Raw genomic sequence first — 18016 nt, 5'->3', positions numbered from 1 at the left:
GCCTAATCTTTAAGCATCGGGCCAACGCCCTTTCCGCGAGCCGGGCGGCGTGCGATTGTGCGCCGCCCGGACGCCCCGATGCGCCTCCACCGTCACGGGCCGCCGCCGGCGCCTGCCGCGCCAGACGGCCGCCCCCTTCACCCGCTGCCCGCGCGGGTCGCGCGCGCCGCGCTGTTCGCGGCGCTGCTCGTCGTATGCGCGGCCGTCGCTGCGGCGCTGCCCGCCGCTGCACCCGCAGCCGCGCGCCCGGTCATCGTGATCCCGATCAACGGTGCGATCGGGCCGGCCAGCGCCGACTTCATCGTTCGCTCGCTCGATCGCGCCGCGCACGAGCACGCGCCGCTCGCGATCCTGCAGCTCGACACGCCCGGCGGCCTCGACACGTCGATGCGGCAGATCATCAAGGCCATCCTCGGCTCGCCGGTGCCGGTCGCCGCGTTCGTCGCGCCGGGCGGCGCGCGGGCCGCGAGCGCGGGCACCTACATCGTCTATGCGAGCCACTTCGCGGCGATGGCGCCCGGCACCAATCTCGGCGCGGCGTCGCCCGTGCAGTTCGGCATCGGCGGCGCCGCACCGGCGCCGGGCACCAACCCCGCTGCGCCGCGAGCACCGCCGGCCGGGACGTCGGGTGCATCGGAAGCCTCCGGCACGTCGCCCGCCGCGCTGCCGACCGACACGCAATCGACCGAGATCCGCAAGGCGATGCAGGACTCCGCCGCCTACATCCGCGGCCTCGCGCAGTTGCGCGGGCGCAATGCCGAATGGGCCGAGCGTGCGGTGCGCGAAGCCGTCAGCCCGTCGGCGACCGAGGCGCGCGCGCAGCACGTCGTCGACCTGATCGCGCAGGATCCGGCCGACCTCGCGCGCCAGCTCGACGGCCACAGCGCGACGACCACCGCCGGCACGCTGCGGCTCGCGACCGCGCATGCGCCGCTCGTCGTGGTCCTACCCGACTGGCGCAGCCGCTTCCTGTCGATCATCACCGATCCGAATGTCGCGCTGATCCTGCTGACGATCGGCATCTACGGCCTCTTCTTCGAATTCGCGAACCCCGGCTTCGTGCTGCCGGGCGTCGCCGGCACGATCTGCCTGCTGATCGGGCTGTTCGCGATGCAGTTGCTGCCGATCAGCTATGCGGGCCTCGGCCTCGTGCTGCTCGGTCTCGGTTGCCTGGTGGCCGAAGCGTTCCTGCCGACCTTCGGCGTGCTCGGTTTCGGCGGGATCGTGTCGTTCACGATCGGCGCGCTGATGCTGATCGATACCGAAGTCCCCGGCTACGGGATTCCGTGGCCCGTGATCGCGAGCCTTGCGCTCGGCGGCGGGCTGCTCGTCGCGGGCGTGTCGAGCGTCGCGCTGCGCGCGCGGCGGCGGCCGGTCGTGACGGGCGCCGAAGCGATGGTCGGCAGCATCGGCGAAGTGCTCGACGACGGCCTGTGCACCGACCAGCCGCGCGGCGCGGCCGGCCCCGCGCCATCGGCCGCGGGCTGGGCGCGCGTGCATGGCGAGCGCTGGCGCGTCGCGAGCAGCGTGCCGCTCGCCGCGGGCTGCCGCGTGCGCGTCACCGGCCGCCAGGGATTGCTGCTCACCGTCGCCCCGCTGTACGACGTGCCGGCACACGAACAACAACACCACGGAGAACCAACATGATGGGCTACACCTTCGGCTTCAGCAGCGTCCTGATCGTCTTCGTCGTGGTGCTCGTCGCGTCGTCGATCCGCATCTTCCGCGAGTACGAGCGCGGCGTGGTGTTCATGCTCGGCCGGTTCTGGAAAGTGAAGGGCCCGGGGCTCGTGCTGATCATCCCGATCGTCCAGCAGGTCGTGCGGATCGACCTGCGCACCGTCGTGTTCGACGTGCCGCCGCAGGACGTGATCACGCGCGACAACGTGTCGGTGAAGGTGAATGCGGTGGTGTATTTCCGCGTCGTCGATCCGGAGAAGGCCGTGATCCAGGTCGCGCGCTTCTTCGATGCGACGAGCCAGCTTTCGCAGACGACGCTGCGCTCGGTGCTCGGCAAGCACGAGCTCGATGCGCTGCTGGCCGAGCGCGAGCAGTTGAACGCCGACATCCAGAAGACGCTCGACGCGCAGACCGATGCGTGGGGGATCAAGGTATCGACGGTCGAGATCAAGCACGTCGACCTGAACGAGACGATGGTGCGCGCGATCGCGCGGCAGGCCGAGGCCGAGCGCGAGCGGCGCGCGAAGGTGATTCATGCGGAAGGCGAATTGCAGGCGTCCGAGAAGCTGCTGCAGGCCGCGCAGCGGCTTGCGCTGCAGCCGCAGGCGATGCAGTTGCGTTACCTGCAGACGCTGACGACGATCGCGGCGGACAAGAACTCGACGATCGTATTTCCGCTGCCGATCGATCTGCTGGGGGCGTTGCTGGAGCGGCTGGGCATGCCACGCGAGCGCTGAAACGCTCGTTTCCGGCCCGCGCGACGCCACCGTCCATCCCGCTGGACGCAGGGCCGCGACGGCCCGGCGCCCGACACCCGGCGTACGTCAGGCCAGCAGCTTGCGCTCGGTCTTGCCGTACTTGATCGACTTCTCGTCCGGGATCATCAGGCCCGTGTGCTCGTCGCGGCCCTGCAGCAGGAAGCGCGCGTCCGGCTTGCCGATCTGCTCGGCCGCGAGCTTGCTGTCCGCGCCGATCTCGCCCTTCTTCATCCGGTTGACGATCACGCCGGCCGCGGTGTCCTTGAAGTCGCGCAGCATCCACGCGTCACCGTCGCTGTCGCCGAACACCAGCAGCGGGCCATAGCCCTTCTTCGATTCGAGGACGTTGCGGATGCCGACCGTCTTGCCCGGGCCGTAGTTGAAATGCCAGCCGTCCGGGTAGTGGCTGACGTACTTGCCGTCGCGCATGTCGAGACGCAGGCCGATCACGTTCTCCGGCGGCACGCCGTAGCCGTAGTTCGGGTGGCCGGCGAACACGCGCACGACATCGTCGATCGATGCGGTGCTCACGTACACGTCGATGCCGTTCGCGCGCAGCGTATGCATCACCGCGCGGATCTCCTCGTGAATGCGGATACCGTGGAAATGCGTCGCGGCGACGACGCCCGCCTTGCCCGGCAGCGTCTTCGGGCTTTCATACTTCACCTTGCGCAGCGCGTCGCCGATGCCATAGTTGTTCGACGCTTGCGCCATCGCCTGCAGCTCGGCCGTCGTCATGTTCCGGTAGAAGTAGATGATCCACTTGTAGCCGATCTCGAGCGGGTGCGTATCGCAGATCGCGTCGTACATGTAGTACAGCTTCGCGCGGAAATCCTTGAACTGATCGGTCTCGCGAATCTCGTCGAGGCTCTTGCTGCCGCCGAATCCCTGGTAGTTCGCGTAGAGCCAGCGATAGTCGGATTCGACGTCGGCGGCGAGGTCTTCCATCGTCACCGGCTTGCCGTCGATCGTCGTGTAGTCCTTCGCGAACGCGCCCTTCGGCACGTCCTTCCACATCACGTCGACGAATTCGTCCGGCGTCAGCTTGTACTGCAGATGGTTGATCTGGTACATCAGCAACGCCTCTTCGCAGTCGTTCATGATGCACGTGTTGTCCCAGTCGAACACCGCGTACGGGCGGCGCTTCTCGTCGTAGCGCGCACTCGCGACGCCATGCCGGTCGAGCACCGCCTGCAGGCGCGCGGCGTTGAACGGCGACCAGCGGCCCGGGTCCAGCGTGTCCGGCGCGGTGGCGCTCTTCGCGTCGGCCGTGCCGGCCTTGAGCATCAGCGACGTCGCGGCGGTCGCCGCGGCAAGGGTATTCATGAACTTGCGGCGTTGCATGGTCTCTCTCTCCGTGGGGTGTCGAATCGGTTTCGGTCGCTATCCCGCGCGGCGCACCGGCGGCTCATCGACGCAGCGAAGCCGGGACGGCTCCGAACTGGGGGCGGATGATGTGACGAAATTATTTCGGCAATATGACGGCGTCACGTCGCGACGCGACGGAGAGTTGATCCGGCGCGACATGCCGGGCCATCACATGCCGTGCCGTCGCCAAGGCGGCAGCACGCGCGGCCATCCACGCCGGCGCCGGAGCCGCTCGTGACAGCCTCCTGCCGGCGCCCGCGATCCGTCCGCGTGCGCGCCGGCGACCATCCGGCCCCAACCTCCGGAAACCTAGAGTCTCCCCTCCATTTCGGCTCCTCATTAGGACAAATCCTCACCCCCGGGGGCTGGCGCGCCACGCCGAACCGGCTATCATCGTTACATTACTCAATGGCACATTAAATGCTGACTGAATAATTCGCGACGGGAACACCGGCGGATGCATTCCGGATCAGCGCCCCGCTTTGCACCGGGCCGGAGCGCGCTTTGCGTGGGACCGGAGTCAGTGCCGAAGCACCAACACCGGTCGACAAGCGCTGAAGCGCCCACTCCGGCCGACATATGGAGACGCATCATGGCCGACCACCATCCGCTGCCGGAAGTCCACCTCGACGAGCTGCCGCAATTCCGCGCGGTCCAGCAGCTTGCCTACCGCTGTGTCGAAACCGTCGGCGCGATGCTGTACCCCGGCATTACCGAGAAGGAAGCCGCGCGGCTGCTGACCGAATGGCTGCAGGACAACGGCGTGCATGACTGGCTGCACAAGCCGTTCGCGTGGTTCGGCGATCGCACCGCGTTCGAGGGCTTCTCGGGCCTCAAGCACATGGGCGGCTTCAATCTCGCGTTCTTCCCGAGCAACCGTCAGCTCGAGACCGACATGCCGGTGATCCTCGACGTCGCGCCCGTGCTCGACGGCATCGTGGCCGACGTCGGCTACGCGCACTGCCTCGGCGAGAACCCGATCCTCGAGCAGTTGCAGGACGACCTGATGGACCACCGCGACATGATCGTGCGGCTCGTGAAAGAGCGCCGGCCGATGGCCGAGGTCGCGCAGGAAGTCGACGCGCTGTGCCGCCGCCAGGGCGTCGAGCCGCGCCACAAGGCCTATCCGTTCAAGGTGCTCGCGCATCGCGTCGCGAAGATCCACAAGCTGTCGAAGCCGCGCTTCGTCGCACGTTTCGGGCTGAACGCGACGCGCAACCTGCTGCTCGACCAGGGCCGCGCGGCGAAGCAGCAAGGCTGGTCGCCGCTGTGGTCGATCGACCGCCGCTCCGAGCATGCGCCCGTGCCGGGCCTGTGGGCCGTCGAGCCGCATCTCGGCTTCGCCGGCGTCGGCGCGAAATTCGAAGAGCTGCTCGTGATCACCGACGACGACGCGTACTGGCTCGACGACGACCTGCCGCACGTGCGCCGCTGGCAGCGCCGCCAGGCCGATCGCGCGCAGGCCGCCGCGACCGTGCCGGCTGCCGCCTGACGTGCCCGCGCCTTTCCTCCCGAATCCCTGAACGACGGACTCACGATGCAGCCTCTTTCCGACGAAGCGCCGCTGGCCCTGTTCGAATCGGTTCATAACGAGACGGCGGTCGCCTCGGGCGACCTGACGCTCGCGGTCAGAACCTGGGGCGACTCGGCCCGTTCGCCGGTCGTGCTCGTGCACGGTTATCCCGACGACAGCAGCGTCTGGCGGCACGTCGCGCCGCTGCTCGCGCGCAAGCACTACGTGATCGCATATGACGTGCGCGGCGCGGGCCTGTCCGGCGTGCCGAAGCGCACGGCCGACTACCATCTCGCGAAGCTGACCGACGATTTCGTCGCGGTGATCGATGCGCTCTGCCCCCGCCGCGCGGTACACCTGATCGCGCACGACTGGGGCTCGATCCAGGGCTGGGAATTCGTCACCGATCCGCGCCTTTCCGGCCGCATCGCGTCGTATACGTCGTGTTCGGGGCCGTGCCTCGACCACGTCGGCTTCTGGCTGCGCGAACGCGTGCTGCGCCCGACGCCCGCGTCGCTGGCCAAGCTTGGCGGCCAGCTCGTGCGGTCGTGGTACGTGTACCTGTTCCACCTGCCGTTCATCCCCGAGCTCGGCTGGCGGCTGTGGCTCGGCCGCGCATGGCCGCGCCTGCTGCGCCGGCTCGAGAAGACGCCCGCCGCGCCGCGCGCGACGCAGGCCGACGACGGCGCGCACGGCGTGCGCCTCTATCGCGCGAACTTCATCCGCTGCCTGTTCGCGCCGCGCGAACGCTACGCGCATGCGCCCGTGCAGACGATCGTGCCGCTCGGCGACAAATACGTGAGCCCCGCGCTGTCCGAGAACCTGTCGCGCTGGGTGCCGCAGTACTACCGCCGCGAGGTTGCGGCCGGCCACTGGCTGCCGCTCGCCGATCCCGCGCGCTTCGCGGATCTCGCCGGGCAACTGATCGACGCGGTCGAATCGGGCAACGAACCGCCCGCGCTCGCGAATGCACGCCGCCGCGCAACGAGCGGGCGCTTCAGCGGCAAGGTCGCGGTCGTCACCGGCGCGGGCAGCGGCATCGGCCGCTGCGCGGCCCTCGCGTTCGCCCGCGAAGGCGCGACGGTCGTCGCCTGCGACATCGATATCGCGAGCGCCGAGCGCACCGCGCTGCTGATCGGGCTGACCGGTGCGCGGGCGCATGCGAAACGCGTCGACGTCGGGTCCGCCGACGAGATGGAAGCGCTCGCGGCATGGGTCGGCAGCGAACTCGGCGGCGCGGACGTCGTGATCAACAACGCGGGCATCGGCATGGCCGGCGGCATCCTCGACACGAGCACGCGGCACTGGGAGCGCATCCTGCACGTGAATCTGTGGGGCGTGATCCACGGCTCGCGGCTGTTCGCGCAGCAGATGGCCGCGCGCGGCACCGGCGGCCACATCGTCAACACCGCGTCGGCGGCCGCGTTCGGGCCGTCGCGCGACCTGCCCGCGTATGCGACGACGAAGGCCGCCGTGCTGATGCTCAGCGAATGCATGCGCGCGGAACTCGCGGAGCAAGGCATCGGCGTGACGGCCGTGTGCCCCGGTTTCGCGGAAACCGGAATCATGGCGTCGACGCAATACGCGGGCGCCAACACGCAGGATGAAGCACGGCTGCGCAAGCGCGCGACGAAGCTGTACCAGATGCGCGGCCTGAAACCCGAAACCGTCGCACAGGCGATGGTCGACGGCGTGCTGCGCAACCGCCCCGTCGTCGCGATCGGCGGCGAGGCGCACGCGATGCGCTTGGTCGGCCGCTTCATGCCGTGGCTCGGCCGGATGATCGCCCGCGTCAGCATGGCATCGCATTGACGGCGCATGACGCCGCACACGGAGACACAGATGACCGACCCCGCCGACTACCACAAGATCAAGGCCCGACACGTGAAGTTCGACTTCAGCGACACGCCGATCACCTGGGTGCCGAACGATCCGGGCAGCACCCACATCATCAACACGCTGAACCTGCTGTTCCCGGAAGGCGAACTGTGGTTCTGCCGCGTGTACAACAAGGCGCTGCCGCTGATCGCCGATGCGCGCCTGCGCGACGAGGCCGAAGGCTTCCTGCGGCAGGAAGCCGTGCATTCGCGTTCGCACGGCGGCGTGCTCAAGCACTACTACGACCGGCACGGGATCGACACGAAACCGTTCACGCAGAAGCTCAACCGGCTGTTTACGCGCGTGCTCGGCGAACAGCCGCTCGGGCTGAAGATCGGCCATACGCGCTTCTGGCTGCGGCAGCAGCTCGCGGTGATCGCGTCGCTCGAGCATTTCTTCGGCTATCTCGGCAACTGGGTGCTCAACGCGCACGGGCTCGACGAAGGCAAGGCAGACCCGACGATGGTCGACCTGCTGCGCTGGCACGGCGCCGAGGAAGTCGAGCACCGCACCGTCGCGTTCGACATCTACCGGCACCTGGGCGGTGCCTATCCGGAACGCTGCGTGCACATGGCGTTCGTGATCCTGCTGCTGCTCTACTACATCACGACAGGCGCGAAGTTCATGTACAGGCGCGACCCGGATGCCGGCCGCTACCCGGGCTTCGTGCTCGCGTGGTGGCAGGGTTCGCGGCGCGGGCACCTGCCGTCGTTCTGGAAGGTGATCGGCGCGGCGCTGCGTTATTTCAAGCCGGGTTATACGCCGCACCACGAAGGCTCGACCGAGCAGGCGCTCGAATACCTAGCACGCTCGCCGGCCGCGCAGGCGGCCGCGCACGGCGGCAACTGGGGCACCACGAAGGGTGCGTAAACGGGTTTCCGGCGGGCGCGGCGGGCGGTGCCCGCCGAAATGCGTACAATCGCGGCTTCATTTCCCGGAGGTGCCGCGATGGCCATGAAGAAAACCGATCTAGAAAAGAACAAGGCGCTCAAGCTGACGCACGCGATGAAGCAGTCGGGCGCCACCCGTTTCGGCAAGGGCGCCGAAGACGCGGCAAAGCTCGACCGCCGCGCGCAGCGCAAGCTCGACCAGGAACAAGGGCTCGTGCCGTTCGCATGCAAGCTCAACGCCGAACTCGTCGAGCAGTTGAAGACGCGCGCCGCCACGCATCCCGAAGGGATGACGGGCCTGCTGTCCGAACTGCTCGTGAACGGGCTCGCGCAACGCGACGCGTAACCGCCACGCATGTCGAAAATGTCGTTGACAGCGCCGCGCTGTCACGACAAACTCGTTCGCATGCCTACGTTCAAGCTCATCGCCATCGCGAATCATTGCCCGGTGAACATTCGAAAGAATGGATCACGGGAGGCGCTTGTGCGTTAGCAATCGAGCAGTACCGCATGTCACACAAGGCCTCGCCGGAAACGGATGAGGCCTTTTTGTTCTGGTGCGCGTCATCCGTCCGGCTCACTGAATGGAGAAGACGATGGACCAGGCAAGCCAGCTGTTTGACCGCCCCGACCGGCGCCGCGCCGGCACGATCGCGTTACCGACCGTCGTGATCCGTTTCGCGGTCGCGCCGCGCACGACGATGACCTGGCGCGCGCCGCAAGATGCGCAGATCCGCGCACACGGCGCGGCGCTGTGGATCACGCGCCCGCCGAGCGTCGACGACTACTGGGTGCAGCCCGGCGACGTGCTGCGCATCGCACGCGGCGACCGCATCTGGCTCGGCACCGATGCCGACCGATCGGCCGAAGCGTCGATCACGACCACCTACGTGCAGCGCGGCGAGCGCTTCAGACGCATGCTCGCGCAAGTGCAACGTTTGCTCGCCGGGGTATGGAGAAGGAGTGGATGATTGACGCGCCGTCACGCACGCGAGACGCGGAACGGCCGCGACCGGAAACAGACGCACCCGCGGCGCTAACCGCCGCAGGTGCGCATCGAATGACGCGGCACGCCAATGCGTGCCGCGAGCGATCGCGCGCCGTGCGCAGCAACCGGATGCAGCAGGTGCATCAGGTGCTGGCGGCGAGACGCGGGCCCGTGCTTCGGGGAGTCGAATCGAGCTCGGGGCGTAGCGCAGCCTGCGAGGTCACCCACGGATCGATGCCCTGCTTCTGCACCTCCTCGAGGAATGACACACGTGTACGCCAGTAATCCGCCTGTAATTTCGCATCGATGACGCGCTGTTCCGCAGTGAACAGTTCCATGCGCGCCGTCACGAGCATCGACGCAGCGGTTTTTTCCGGCGTGGGGGCGTGTCGCATCGCCCAACGGCTGATCCAGTTCAACATGCTGACCTCCGTGATTACGGACGAACCCGCATCGGGCAATCGCAATCGGCCGTGCCTGCCCAAACGCGCAACGGCCTTGACCGCCATCCACCGCCTGGCCTGCACGGACTGCGACTCCCCCGCGTCGGCAATTACCGGCCGGCGTGTGCATGCGCGGTGTATCTATCCTAGAAAGACTTGCCGGTTTATGCGATGGAGTCTTGCAATCTTTTACACAGAAACCACAGTCGCCCACGCGTCGCGAAATGACAGTTGCAGGCGGGACGGCTTCGGCGCAGGATAGCTCGTTATCTGCAACTGCCCGGACCGATGAACGGCCGCTGCACGCCGCAGCGCTCTCGCACCGGCCATGCACGCGCGTTCGTACGCACGCGATGCCCGCACCGTGTTCGTGCAGCATGCGGGCGCTCCGCCCTGTCTCAGTCGAATGTCATCGCATACCGGCCGCGCGCAATGCGGCCGGCGTGCCGTTGCACACGCATCGGCGCGCCTCGCTTGTTGTTCGTCACGCTCCCGTTTTTACCCTTTCCGTCTGCCCGTTCCGCCCGAACCGGTAAAATGCGCGCCTTCATCGCGCGACCGGGCTGCCAGACCGTTCGCGCGCAGGCAGCCGATCGTGCCCTCCAACTATATCGTCCGAGCTATCCGCGCTATTACAATCCGCCGATAGCCGGGCAATAGTGGCTGGTTACATTAAGCCGGCCGCTGCCTTTACAACAATTCGGCACAACAAGCAACACGACAACCCGACCGGAGAAACGCCCTAATGGAATCCATCAAGCGGTATTTCGGCTTCGCTGAAGCCGGCACCGACTTCCGCACCGAAATACTCGCGGGCGTCACCACGTTCCTGACGATGGCCTACATCATCTTCGTCAACCCCGCGATCCTCGGCGACGCCGGCATGCCGAAGGAATCCGTGTTCGTCGCGACCTGCCTCGTCGCGGCGCTGGCTTCGATCATCATGGGGCTGTATGCGAACTACCCGATCGCATGTGCGCCGGGCATGGGCCTGAACGCGTATTTCGCGTACACGGTCGTCAAGGGCATGGGCTTCACGTGGCAGGCCGCGCTCGGCGCGGTGTTCATCTCCGGCTGCCTGTTCCTGCTCGTCACGCTGTTCCGCGTGCGCGAGGCGATCGTCAACGGCATTCCGAAATCGCTGCGGATCTCGATCACCGCGGGCATCGGCCTGTTCCTCGGCATCATCTCGCTGAAGACGTCGGGTGTGATCGTCGGCAGCCCGGCCACGCTCGTCACGCTCGGCGACCTGCACAAGCACGACACGATCCTCGCGATCGTCGGCTTCTTCACGATCGTCACGCTCGACCACCTGCGCGTGCGCGGCGCGATCCTGATCGGCATCATCGGCGTCACGATCCTGTCGTTCTTCTTCGGCGACAACCAGTTCCACGGCGTGTTCTCCGCGCCGCCGCCGATCGACGCGACGCTGTTCAAGCTCGACATCCGCGCCGCGCTGTCGACCGGCATCATCAACGTGATCCTGGTGTTCTTCCTCGTCGAGCTGTTCGACGCGACCGGCACGCTGATGGGTGTCGCGAACCGTGCGGGCCTGCTCGTCGAAGGCAAGATGAACCGCCTGAACAAGGCGCTGCTCGCCGACAGCACGGCGATCGTCGCGGGCTCGGTGCTCGGTACGTCGTCGACCACCGCGTATATCGAAAGCGCATCGGGCGTGCAGGCCGGCGGCCGCACGGGCATGACGGCGATCACCGTCGCGGTGCTGTTCCTCGCGTGCCTGTTCATCGCGCCGCTCGCCGGCGTCGTGCCGGGCTACGCGACGGCGCCGGCGCTGCTGTACGTGTCGTGCCTGATGCTGCGCGAGATGGTCGACGTGCCCTGGGACGATGCGACGGAAGCCGTGCCGGCCGCGCTGACCGCGCTGCTGATGCCGTTCACGTACTCGATCGCGAACGGCGTCGCGTTCGGCTTCATCGCGTACGGCGGCCTCAAGCTGCTGACGGGCCAGGCCCGCACGGTCAAGCCGATCGTGTGGATCATCGCGGCCGTGTTCCTGTTCCGCTACTTCTATCTCGGCAGCGAATGACGGATGCGCTTCGGCGCGATGCACGATGGGAAACGCCGCCTTCGGGCGGCGTTTTTGTTTGCGAATGATTTCTTCTGCGATCCTGACGAAGTGACGCGTCCGGTCATGCCGACGCACGCGCAGCCGGCGCGGCCCGCATACGAAAATGCCGCCCGGCCCTCGCCGAACGGCATTGCACGGACAGGCGACGTCTTTCCACGCGCGCACCGTCAGCGACGCGCACCGCAAGACGAGCGTCGTTTCGTCAGCGCCAGTTCGCCTCGTAGAAGCGAACGTAACCGCTGCGCAGCGTCACGCATTGCGCGCGCGTCTCCGACAGCAGGCGCCGTGCGGCCGCCTCGATGCGATCGCGGTGCTGGTCGAAGGCGCCGACCATGTCCTCGAAGCGCGGCGATGCCGCGCCGAAGTGGTCTTCCAGCGCCTCGGCGGTGATCTGACATTGGACGCGCTCGCCATTGACCAGCGCCGTGAACCCAAGCATCAGGTCACGCCCCGAATATTCAGGCTTCTCGTTCGTGAAATGGATCTGCATGAAGCCGCCTCGACCGGTAGAACACGAATGACCGCGTCCGTCGTCCGCTACCGGCCGGACGAAATCTACGCGGGCTCGCCAGCAGCGGCACCGTCCACGGGGGTATGGCGCGGACAATGCATGCCGGTTGCTTTCCACTTTAGACGGTTTCGCGCAGGAGACAAATTTTCCGGCATGCGTCGTTCCGACGCGCATTTCGTCAGATCAGCGCGGCATCCGGCACCGTTTCGGAAACGGACGTCAGTGCGGATCGGTGGGCCAGACGTTGAGAGCGATCGCGGCCGTCGTGATGCCCACCGCAATCGCGGCCGCCCCGTATCGCACCGCATCGTTCAGATCGAACAGCAACCCGTGGATCGCCACGGCAATGCCGCCCAGCATGATGAAAGTGGCGATGGCCGCCAGCACGACTCTCAGTTCCGTCCGAACCATGATGCGTCTCCCGAACGGATGCATGTCACGTCGCATGCATGTTGCAATGCGGAACACGGCGCGTGCGTGCTCCGTTTCCATCATTGCATGCGGGCATTTAAAAGCAAGTGGATTTTGTCCGCAGTCGCGCATCGCACGTGGCGCTTGTATGATGATGCGTACCCGGACGGTCGGCCTTCGTGCCCGATGGTGCGCCGCAAGCGGAATATGGAATTCGTCAGTGGTTTCGGCGATAGGGATTCGGCAAGTATCGAGGCACGGGATTGGCCGATCGAGGAGCATGGGGCCCGAGTAAGCGCTGAAGCGCTGACCGAGGCCGACCGCGAAGCATGGGTTCCGAGTGGGCGCTGAAGCGCTGACCGGGACCGACCGCGAAGCATGGGATCGCAGTAAGCGCTAAAGCGCTAACTGCGATCGACAGGAGACAAGTCATGCCGCAACCCTTCGTGCTGCCCGCCACCGCGGGTCGCACCGACCTGCTTGCGCAGGCGCATGCGCGTTCGACCGCGGTCGGCCTGCGCGCAGACGAGCGCCCCGATTTCTCGCCGCTGTCGCGCATCGCGCTGCGCGAACTGCTCGACACGAATCACGCACTGTTCTCGCACGCCCGCCCGGTGATGGAGAACCTCCACGCGCAAATCGCCGATACGCAAAGCCTCGTGCTGCTGACCGACGCCGACGGCGTGATCCTGCACAGCATCGGCGACGCGGACTTCATCGAGAAAGCCAACCGCGTCGCGCTGTGCACCGGCGTGTCGTGGGCCGAAGGCGCGCGCGGCACCAACGCGATCGGCACCGCGCTCGCATCGGGCCAGGCCGTCGCGGTGCACGGCGCAGAACACTTCCTGCGCGCCAACCACATCCTCACCTGCTCGTGCGCGCCGATCTTCGATCCGTTCGGCCGCACGCTCGGCACGCTCGACGTCAGCGGCGACCCGCGCGGCTCGAGCCCGCATACGCTCGCGCTCGTGCGGATGTCCGCGCAGCTGATCGAGAACCACCTGTTCGCGAACCAGTGTGCGGAAGCGTTGCGGCTGCGCTTTCACGCGCACGAGGATTGCGTCGACTCGCTGTTCGCGGGGCTCGTCGCGTTCGGCCCCGACGGTGGGCTGATCGCCGCGAACCGCAGCGCACAATTCCAGCTCGGCGCGCCGTTCGATGCATTGCAGCATCAAGGCTGCGATGCACTGTTCGGCATGCGCTTCGGCGAGCTCGCGCAGCAGGCGGCGCGCGCGCCCGGCGCGACGTTCCGTCTCACGCTGTCGACCGGCGTGCGCGTGCTCGCGCGCTGCGAATTCGCGGACGCGCAGCGCACGGCCGTCGCCGTCACACCGCCCGCACCGGCCGCACGCATGCGTGCGCCGGACCCCGACGCGATCACGTTCGCGACGCTCGACACCGGCGACACGCGCATGGCCGCCGTGCTCGAACGCGTCGCGAAGATCCGCGGGCGCGACCTGCCGCTGCTGATCCTCGGCCAGACCGGCACCGGCAAGGAATGGCTCGCCCGCGCGCTGCACCACGCGTCGCCTCGCGCGGACGGCCCGTTCGTCGCGGTCAACTGCGCGGCGCTGCCCGATTCGCTGATCGAGGCCGAACTGTTCGGTTATGAGGACGGCGCGTTCACCGGCGCGCGCAAGCGCGGCAGCCCCGGCAAGATCGCGCAGGCCGACGGCGGCACGCTGTTTCTCGACGAAATCGGCGACATGCCGCTCGCGCAGCAGGTCAGGCTGATGCGCGTGCTGCAGGAGCGCGCGGTGATGCCGCTCGGCGGCGCACGCGCGGTGCCGGTCGACGTGCGCGTGGTCTGCGCGACCCATCGCGACCTGCGCGCGATGATCGCGGAAGGCACGTTCCGCGAAGACCTGTTCTATCGGATCAACGGGCTCGCGGTCACGCTGCCGGCGCTCGCCGCGCGCACCGACCTGCCCGCGCTAGTGGACCGGATTCTCGCGCGGCTCGCCCGCAGCGAGCCGATGCCGCGCCGCATCGCGGCCGACGTGCTCGACGCGTTCACGCGGCATCGCTGGCCCGGCAACCTGCGGCAGATGACCAACGTGCTGCGCACGGCCGGCATGCTCGCCGAGGACGAAGCCGAAATCACGCTCGCGCATCTGCCCGACGATTTCTGGCTCGACTGCGACGATGCGCCGGCGGCACCCGCTGCAGCGGCCGCGACAACTCCGGCCGCCCCGCGCGAAGGAACGACGCTGCAAAGCCACCAGGCCGCGGTGATCGACGCGGTGCTCGCGCGGCACGGCGGCAACGTGTCGGCGGCCGCGCGCGAGCTCGGCCTCGCACGCAATACCGTGTACCGGTACCTGCGCCGGCACTGATACCCGCGGCCGGCGAGCGCCGGCCGCAAGCGGCTTCGGGTATGCTTGGCGCGTTGCCGCCGAACCGCCGCCTGTTTCAACCATGACCGATCCCGAACACCCTCCCCTCGTGCGCATCGAGCCGCTCGGCGCGACCTTCGATGCGCCCGATTCGCTGACGGTGCTCGAGGCCGCCGCGTTCGCGCGCGTGTCGCTGCCGCGCTCGTGCCGCAACGGCACGTGCCGAAGCTGCCTTTGCCGGATCGTCAGCGGCAGCGTACGCTACACGATCGAATGGCCGGGGCTGAGCCGCGAGGAAAAGGCCGACGGCTATACGCTGCCGTGCGTGGCCGTCGCGACGTCGGACCTCGTGCTCGACGTACCCGACGCGGTCATGCTCGACTAGACGCGGCGTGCGGCCGCGCGCACCGTCCTGCAACGGGTGATCGCGCGACACGAGCGATCAGGGCCTGGCCGCGCAGATGATGCCGATCACGCAATATCCGGCGAAGCACGCACAGCGTGCCGCGATGCCGCACGCCGCTGCCGACATGCGGATCGACGTGCGTGGCATAATCCGCCCCATCGTCGCCCATACGCCGCCGCGCATCGCATGCTGAGTCGTCGTCTCCGGAAGATCGGCAGTCTGATCGGGATGCTCGCCATCCTGATGACGGCGCTCGCGCCGACGATCTCGCAGGCGCTGACGACGCAAGGCCGCGTCGATGCATTGCTGGCCGGCTACTGCACGGCCGCGCCGGCCACCGGCGAGCGCTCCGCCGATTCGTCGTCGAAGAGCCTGCAGGTCCATCTCCAGGCATGCGGCTACTGCAGCCTGCTTGCCCATACGCCCGCACTGCCCGCGCCCGAACTGACGTTCGCCGCCAACGTGCGCGTCATCCAGCACCGCGAAGCAACCCGCTTCGACAGCCTGCGCCGCGCGCTGCCGCTCACGGCCGCGCAGCCGCGCGCCCCTCCGCTCGCGTCCTGAACCGTCGTCGTCACGCGTGATGCCGTAGCGCATCGCGCGATCCGCGCGCGCCACCGGCGCGCGTGACGTGTCACGTTTCGAAGGACGATCATGTCTCACCGTGTTGCGCGCGGCGTCGTGCCGTGCGTGCGGCTGGCCGCTTCCGGTTCGTACTGTCGCGCCGACCTTCGCTCGCATGCGAACGTCCGGCCGCACACGTTCGTGCCGGCCGCAGCCGGCATCGGTGCCGCTGCGATGCCGCTCGCACATCCGTCCGTCGAATCCGACTCTCTCCATCCGATTCGCCACTCGCACAACCAGCCATGAAAACTTCCACTTTCGTTCGCGGCGCACTCGCCGCACTCGGCTTCGTCGCCATCCAGGCCGCCCAGGCCCACGCGCTCCCGAAGACGCAGGAACCGGCCGCCGACGCCACGCTTTCGAGCGCCCCGCACGCGGTGACGATCGATTTCAGCGAAGCGCTCGAGCCGGCCTTCAGCTCGATCGCCGTCACCGACAGCCACGGGCAGTCGGTCGCCGACGGGAAATCGGCCGTCGACGCCGGCAACCGCAAGCGGATGCACGTCGCGCTGGCCAGCCTGACGGCCGGCACGTACACGGTCGCGTGGGTCGCGGCAGCCCGCGACGGCCATCGCACGAAAGGCCACTACACGTTCACGCTGAAGTGATGCACGCAATGCGCATCGGCATGCCGCACCGATCGCATTGCCGTCGATGCCCCATGCACCACACCCCATAAGGAGAACAAACGATGAAACGCTCGATTCCGACCAGCCTGCTCTTCGCGCTGCTGGCGCTGCAAGCCCGCGCCACGTTCGCCGCACCGGCCGTGCAGGCCGACAACTGCTGGATCCGCGCGATGCCGGCGACGGCGCCGTCGTCCGGTTACTTCACGCTGAAGAACGACGGCGATGCGCCTGCCACGCTGACAGGCATCGACACCCCCGCGTACGGGATGGCGATGGTGCATGAAACGCAGACGAACGGCAGCACCGCGAAGATGGTTCACGTCGACGCGGTCGAGGTGCCCGCGCACGGCACCGTGACGTTCAAGCCGAAGAGCTATCACGTGATGCTGGAGCAACCGCGCCAGCCCGTCGCGCCCGGCGCGAAGGTGCCGTTCCGGCTGCATTTCGCCGACGGCTCGACGGTGTCCGTGACCTGCGACGCGAAGGCGCCGTCGTATACCGGCCAGTAATCAGCAACGTTGCATGCGCAACTACCGATGGAGACGAACATGAAGAACCGCCTGCCGCTGGCCGACCTGATCGTCCGCTACCGGACGCCGCTGAATGTCGCCGTGCTGATCGCCTGCGGGTTATGGGCCGCATGGATCGCGTGGATGACACGGCCCGCCGCGATCGATACACCGCCGTCGATCCCCGCGTACTGCATGCGCGAAGCGGGCTGACGCGCCGCGCCGGTTCCGGCGGATGCCGGCGCCATTTTGGCGTGGCATCATCGCTTCACCCCGACCGCCGGAACCGCCTCTCGGAGCGACGCATGTCCATTCAGACCTGGATGCTGTTTGCCGCAGCCTATCTCGCCACGACGCTGTCGCCGGGGCCCAACGTGCTGCTCGTCATCCGCAACACGGTGCGCTACGGCACGCACGGCACCGCCGCGACCATCGCGGGCAACCTCGTCGCGCAGGGCGTGGTCGTGCTGCTCGTCGCGCTCGGCGTCGGCGCCGTGCTCGCCGCGATGCCGCCGCTGTTCGTCGCGATGAAGATCGTCGGCGCCGCGTACCTGATGGTGCTGGGCGTGAGGCAACTGCGCGGCGACCGCAAGGCCGCCGGGTCGACCGGCGCAGCGGAGATCGCCATGCCCGACCGCAGGAAGCTGTTCCGCGAAGCGCTGTTCGTGTCGGGCAGCAATCCGAAGACGATGATCTTCCTGTCGGCGTTCATGCCGCAGTTCATCGTGCACGACCGCCCGCTCGCGCTGCAGTTCGTCGTGATGTACGCGACGATCGCATGCACCGTCGTGGTCGTTCACAGCGTCTATTCGGCCGGCGTGCGCCGGTTCCACCGCGGTTTCGGCATGAGCCGCATGGTGCGCGTGCTCAAGCGCGCAAGCGGGCTGCTGTTCGTCGGGCTCGGGATCAAGCTGTTGACTGCGCGGCAGGCTTGACGAGCGTATGTGCGCCGGGCAACGAACGGCCCGCCAGGCAACCCATCC

Annotated in this window: 21 protein-coding genes; 17 read left to right on the top strand and 4 right to left on the bottom strand. The window is 67.8% G+C overall.

Features of this window, described 5'->3' with window-relative positions:
• Positions 1 to 78 precede the first annotated feature (78 nt).
• Together GD429_RS10050 and GD429_RS10045 are read left to right on the top strand one after the other, a co-directional pair.
• Positions 79 to 1647: an NfeD family protein gene (locus GD429_RS10050; RefSeq protein ID WP_152856798.1), complete on the top strand. Its 1569-nt coding sequence runs from the start codon at positions 79 to 81 to the stop codon at positions 1645 to 1647.
• Positions 1644 to 2417, top strand: coding sequence for a slipin family protein (locus GD429_RS10045; protein ID WP_152856797.1), 774 nt, complete (start codon positions 1644 to 1646; stop codon positions 2415 to 2417). The genes GD429_RS10050 and GD429_RS10045 overlap by 4 nt, the downstream gene beginning before the upstream one ends.
• Positions 2418 to 2504: 87 nt before the next feature.
• On the opposite strand, the gene GD429_RS10040 is transcribed toward GD429_RS10045, so the two are convergent.
• Positions 2505 to 3782 carry an HAD family hydrolase gene (locus tag GD429_RS10040; RefSeq protein WP_152856796.1) on the bottom strand — a complete coding sequence of 426 codons (1278 nt, stop codon included), beginning with the start codon at positions 3780 to 3782 and terminating at the stop codon, positions 2505 to 2507.
• 616 nt (positions 3783 to 4398) lie between these two features.
• On the opposite strand from GD429_RS10040, the gene GD429_RS10035 reads away from it, so the two are divergent.
• The 5 genes from GD429_RS10035 (at position 4399) to GD429_RS10015 (ending at position 9058) form a co-directional block, all read left to right on the top strand.
• Positions 4399 to 5298: a M24 family metallopeptidase gene (locus GD429_RS10035; protein WP_152856795.1), complete on the top strand. Its 900-nt coding sequence runs from the start codon at positions 4399 to 4401 to the stop codon at positions 5296 to 5298.
• 45 nt (positions 5299 to 5343) lie between these two features.
• Positions 5344 to 7131: an SDR family oxidoreductase gene (locus tag GD429_RS10030; RefSeq protein ID WP_152856794.1), complete on the top strand. Its 1788-nt coding sequence runs from the start codon at positions 5344 to 5346 to the stop codon at positions 7129 to 7131.
• Positions 7132 to 7161: 30 nt separating this feature from the next.
• On the top strand, positions 7162 to 8067 hold the full coding sequence (locus tag GD429_RS10025; RefSeq protein WP_152856793.1) for a metal-dependent hydrolase: 906 nt from the start codon (positions 7162 to 7164) through the stop codon (positions 8065 to 8067).
• Between the two features lie 78 nt (positions 8068 to 8145).
• Positions 8146 to 8433 carry a hypothetical protein gene (locus GD429_RS10020; protein ID WP_152856792.1) on the top strand — a complete coding sequence of 96 codons (288 nt, stop codon included), beginning with the start codon at positions 8146 to 8148 and terminating at the stop codon, positions 8431 to 8433.
• 250 nt (positions 8434 to 8683) lie between these two features.
• The gene (locus GD429_RS10015; protein ID WP_152856791.1) at positions 8684 to 9058 is read left to right on the top strand and encodes a DUF2917 domain-containing protein; all 375 of its coding nucleotides are present in this window, start codon (positions 8684 to 8686) and stop codon (positions 9056 to 9058) included.
• Positions 9059 to 9218: 160 nt separating this feature from the next.
• Here GD429_RS10015 and GD429_RS10010 read toward each other — a convergent pair whose 3' ends face one another.
• Entirely contained in the window at positions 9219 to 9497 is a 279-nt protein-coding gene (locus tag GD429_RS10010) for a hypothetical protein (RefSeq protein ID WP_072441829.1), read from the bottom strand.
• Between the two features lie 766 nt (positions 9498 to 10263).
• On the opposite strand from GD429_RS10010, the gene GD429_RS10000 reads away from it, so the two are divergent.
• Positions 10264 to 11565: an NCS2 family permease gene (locus GD429_RS10000; RefSeq protein WP_152856790.1), complete on the top strand. Its 1302-nt coding sequence runs from the start codon at positions 10264 to 10266 to the stop codon at positions 11563 to 11565.
• Between the two features lie 244 nt (positions 11566 to 11809).
• Here GD429_RS10000 and GD429_RS09995 read toward each other — a convergent pair whose 3' ends face one another.
• Positions 11810 to 12097 (bottom strand): DUF1488 domain-containing protein, encoded by a 288-nt coding sequence (locus GD429_RS09995; RefSeq protein WP_034180648.1) that lies wholly within the window; start codon positions 12095 to 12097, stop codon positions 11810 to 11812.
• A gap of 240 nt (positions 12098 to 12337) precedes the next feature.
• Positions 12338 to 12529 carry a DUF2964 family protein gene (locus GD429_RS09990; RefSeq protein ID WP_152856789.1) on the bottom strand — a complete coding sequence of 64 codons (192 nt, stop codon included), beginning with the start codon at positions 12527 to 12529 and terminating at the stop codon, positions 12338 to 12340.
• A 431-nt stretch (positions 12530 to 12960) separates the two neighbouring features.
• Here GD429_RS09990 and GD429_RS09985 point away from each other — a divergent pair, with 431 nt between their 5' ends.
• The 9 genes from GD429_RS09985 to GD429_RS09955 all read left to right on the top strand — a co-directional run bounded on the left by GD429_RS09985 (position 12961) and on the right by GD429_RS09955 (position 17968).
• Positions 12961 to 14865: a sigma-54-dependent Fis family transcriptional regulator gene (locus GD429_RS09985; RefSeq protein ID WP_152856788.1), complete on the top strand. Its 1905-nt coding sequence runs from the start codon at positions 12961 to 12963 to the stop codon at positions 14863 to 14865.
• Positions 14866 to 14947: 82 nt separating this feature from the next.
• Positions 14948 to 15250 (top strand): 2Fe-2S iron-sulfur cluster-binding protein, encoded by a 303-nt coding sequence (locus GD429_RS09980; RefSeq protein WP_152856787.1) that lies wholly within the window; start codon positions 14948 to 14950, stop codon positions 15248 to 15250.
• 76 nt (positions 15251 to 15326) lie between these two features.
• Positions 15327 to 15464 carry a hypothetical protein gene (locus tag GD429_RS40385; protein ID WP_193727091.1) on the top strand — a complete coding sequence of 46 codons (138 nt, stop codon included), beginning with the start codon at positions 15327 to 15329 and terminating at the stop codon, positions 15462 to 15464.
• On the top strand, positions 15458 to 15835 hold the full coding sequence (locus GD429_RS09975; RefSeq protein WP_152856786.1) for a DUF2946 domain-containing protein: 378 nt from the start codon (positions 15458 to 15460) through the stop codon (positions 15833 to 15835). Before GD429_RS40385 ends, GD429_RS09975 begins: the two co-directional genes overlap by 7 nt.
• 90 nt (positions 15836 to 15925) lie before the next feature.
• Positions 15926 to 16141, top strand: coding sequence for a hypothetical protein (locus GD429_RS09970; RefSeq protein ID WP_152856785.1), 216 nt, complete (start codon positions 15926 to 15928; stop codon positions 16139 to 16141).
• Complete coding sequence (gene copC / locus GD429_RS09965) at positions 16138 to 16503, top strand: copper homeostasis periplasmic binding protein CopC (RefSeq protein WP_152856784.1); 366 nt, start codon at positions 16138 to 16140, stop codon at positions 16501 to 16503. The genes GD429_RS09970 and copC overlap by 4 nt, the downstream gene beginning before the upstream one ends.
• Positions 16504 to 16586: 83 nt before the next feature.
• A complete protein-coding gene (locus tag GD429_RS09960) occupies positions 16587 to 17033 on the top strand; it encodes a copper chaperone PCu(A)C (protein WP_152856783.1) in 447 nt (148 codons plus the stop codon).
• Positions 17034 to 17072: 39 nt separating this feature from the next.
• Complete coding sequence (locus GD429_RS40380) at positions 17073 to 17246, top strand: hypothetical protein (RefSeq protein WP_193727090.1); 174 nt, start codon at positions 17073 to 17075, stop codon at positions 17244 to 17246.
• Positions 17247 to 17338: 92 nt separating this feature from the next.
• The gene (locus tag GD429_RS09955; RefSeq protein ID WP_152856782.1) at positions 17339 to 17968 is read left to right on the top strand and encodes a LysE family translocator; all 630 of its coding nucleotides are present in this window, start codon (positions 17339 to 17341) and stop codon (positions 17966 to 17968) included.
• Positions 17969 to 18016: the final 48 nt, after the last annotated feature.

The organism is Burkholderia sp. BE17 (assembly GCF_009362305.1).
GTDB classification, from domain to species: Bacteria; Pseudomonadota; Gammaproteobacteria; order Burkholderiales; family Burkholderiaceae; genus Burkholderia; species Burkholderia pyrrocinia_C.
The sequence above is the reverse complement of the archived record's forward strand: the minus strand, read 5'-3'. Positions and strand labels throughout refer to the sequence as shown.

What these genes read in the sequence shown, in the direction of transcription:
- GD429_RS10020 (WP_152856792.1), top strand. Translation starts at nt 8,146, where the DNA reads ATGGCCATGAAGAAAACCGATCTAGAAAAGAACAAGGCGCTCAAGCTG.
- GD429_RS10015 (WP_152856791.1), top strand. Translation starts at nt 8,684, where the DNA reads ATGGACCAGGCAAGCCAGCTGTTTGACCGCCCCGACCGGCGCCGCGCC.
- GD429_RS09960 (WP_152856783.1), top strand. Translation starts at nt 16,587, where the DNA reads ATGAAACGCTCGATTCCGACCAGCCTGCTCTTCGCGCTGCTGGCGCTG.
- GD429_RS40385 (WP_193727091.1), top strand. Translation starts at nt 15,327, where the DNA reads ATGATGCCGATCACGCAATATCCGGCGAAGCACGCACAGCGTGCCGCG.
- GD429_RS09995 (WP_034180648.1), bottom strand. Translation starts at nt 12,097, where the DNA reads ATGCAGATCCATTTCACGAACGAGAAGCCTGAATATTCGGGGCGTGAC.
- GD429_RS10000 (WP_152856790.1), top strand. Translation starts at nt 10,264, where the DNA reads ATGGAATCCATCAAGCGGTATTTCGGCTTCGCTGAAGCCGGCACCGAC.
- GD429_RS09975 (WP_152856786.1), top strand. Translation starts at nt 15,458, where the DNA reads ATGCTGAGTCGTCGTCTCCGGAAGATCGGCAGTCTGATCGGGATGCTC.
- GD429_RS10025 (WP_152856793.1), top strand. Translation starts at nt 7,162, where the DNA reads ATGACCGACCCCGCCGACTACCACAAGATCAAGGCCCGACACGTGAAG.
- GD429_RS09955 (WP_152856782.1), top strand. Translation starts at nt 17,339, where the DNA reads ATGTCCATTCAGACCTGGATGCTGTTTGCCGCAGCCTATCTCGCCACG.
- copC (WP_152856784.1), top strand. Translation starts at nt 16,138, where the DNA reads ATGAAAACTTCCACTTTCGTTCGCGGCGCACTCGCCGCACTCGGCTTC.
- GD429_RS09985 (WP_152856788.1), top strand. Translation starts at nt 12,961, where the DNA reads ATGCCGCAACCCTTCGTGCTGCCCGCCACCGCGGGTCGCACCGACCTG.
- GD429_RS09990 (WP_152856789.1), bottom strand. Translation starts at nt 12,529, where the DNA reads ATGGTTCGGACGGAACTGAGAGTCGTGCTGGCGGCCATCGCCACTTTC.
- GD429_RS40380 (WP_193727090.1), top strand. Translation starts at nt 17,073, where the DNA reads ATGAAGAACCGCCTGCCGCTGGCCGACCTGATCGTCCGCTACCGGACG.
- GD429_RS10045 (WP_152856797.1), top strand. Translation starts at nt 1,644, where the DNA reads ATGATGGGCTACACCTTCGGCTTCAGCAGCGTCCTGATCGTCTTCGTC.
- GD429_RS10030 (WP_152856794.1), top strand. Translation starts at nt 5,344, where the DNA reads ATGCAGCCTCTTTCCGACGAAGCGCCGCTGGCCCTGTTCGAATCGGTT.
- GD429_RS09970 (WP_152856785.1), top strand. Translation starts at nt 15,926, where the DNA reads ATGTCTCACCGTGTTGCGCGCGGCGTCGTGCCGTGCGTGCGGCTGGCC.
- GD429_RS10050 (WP_152856798.1), top strand. Translation starts at nt 79, where the DNA reads ATGCGCCTCCACCGTCACGGGCCGCCGCCGGCGCCTGCCGCGCCAGAC.
- GD429_RS09980 (WP_152856787.1), top strand. Translation starts at nt 14,948, where the DNA reads ATGACCGATCCCGAACACCCTCCCCTCGTGCGCATCGAGCCGCTCGGC.
- GD429_RS10040 (WP_152856796.1), bottom strand. Translation starts at nt 3,782, where the DNA reads ATGCAACGCCGCAAGTTCATGAATACCCTTGCCGCGGCGACCGCCGCG.
- GD429_RS10035 (WP_152856795.1), top strand. Translation starts at nt 4,399, where the DNA reads ATGGCCGACCACCATCCGCTGCCGGAAGTCCACCTCGACGAGCTGCCG.
- GD429_RS10010 (WP_072441829.1), bottom strand. Translation starts at nt 9,497, where the DNA reads ATGTTGAACTGGATCAGCCGTTGGGCGATGCGACACGCCCCCACGCCG.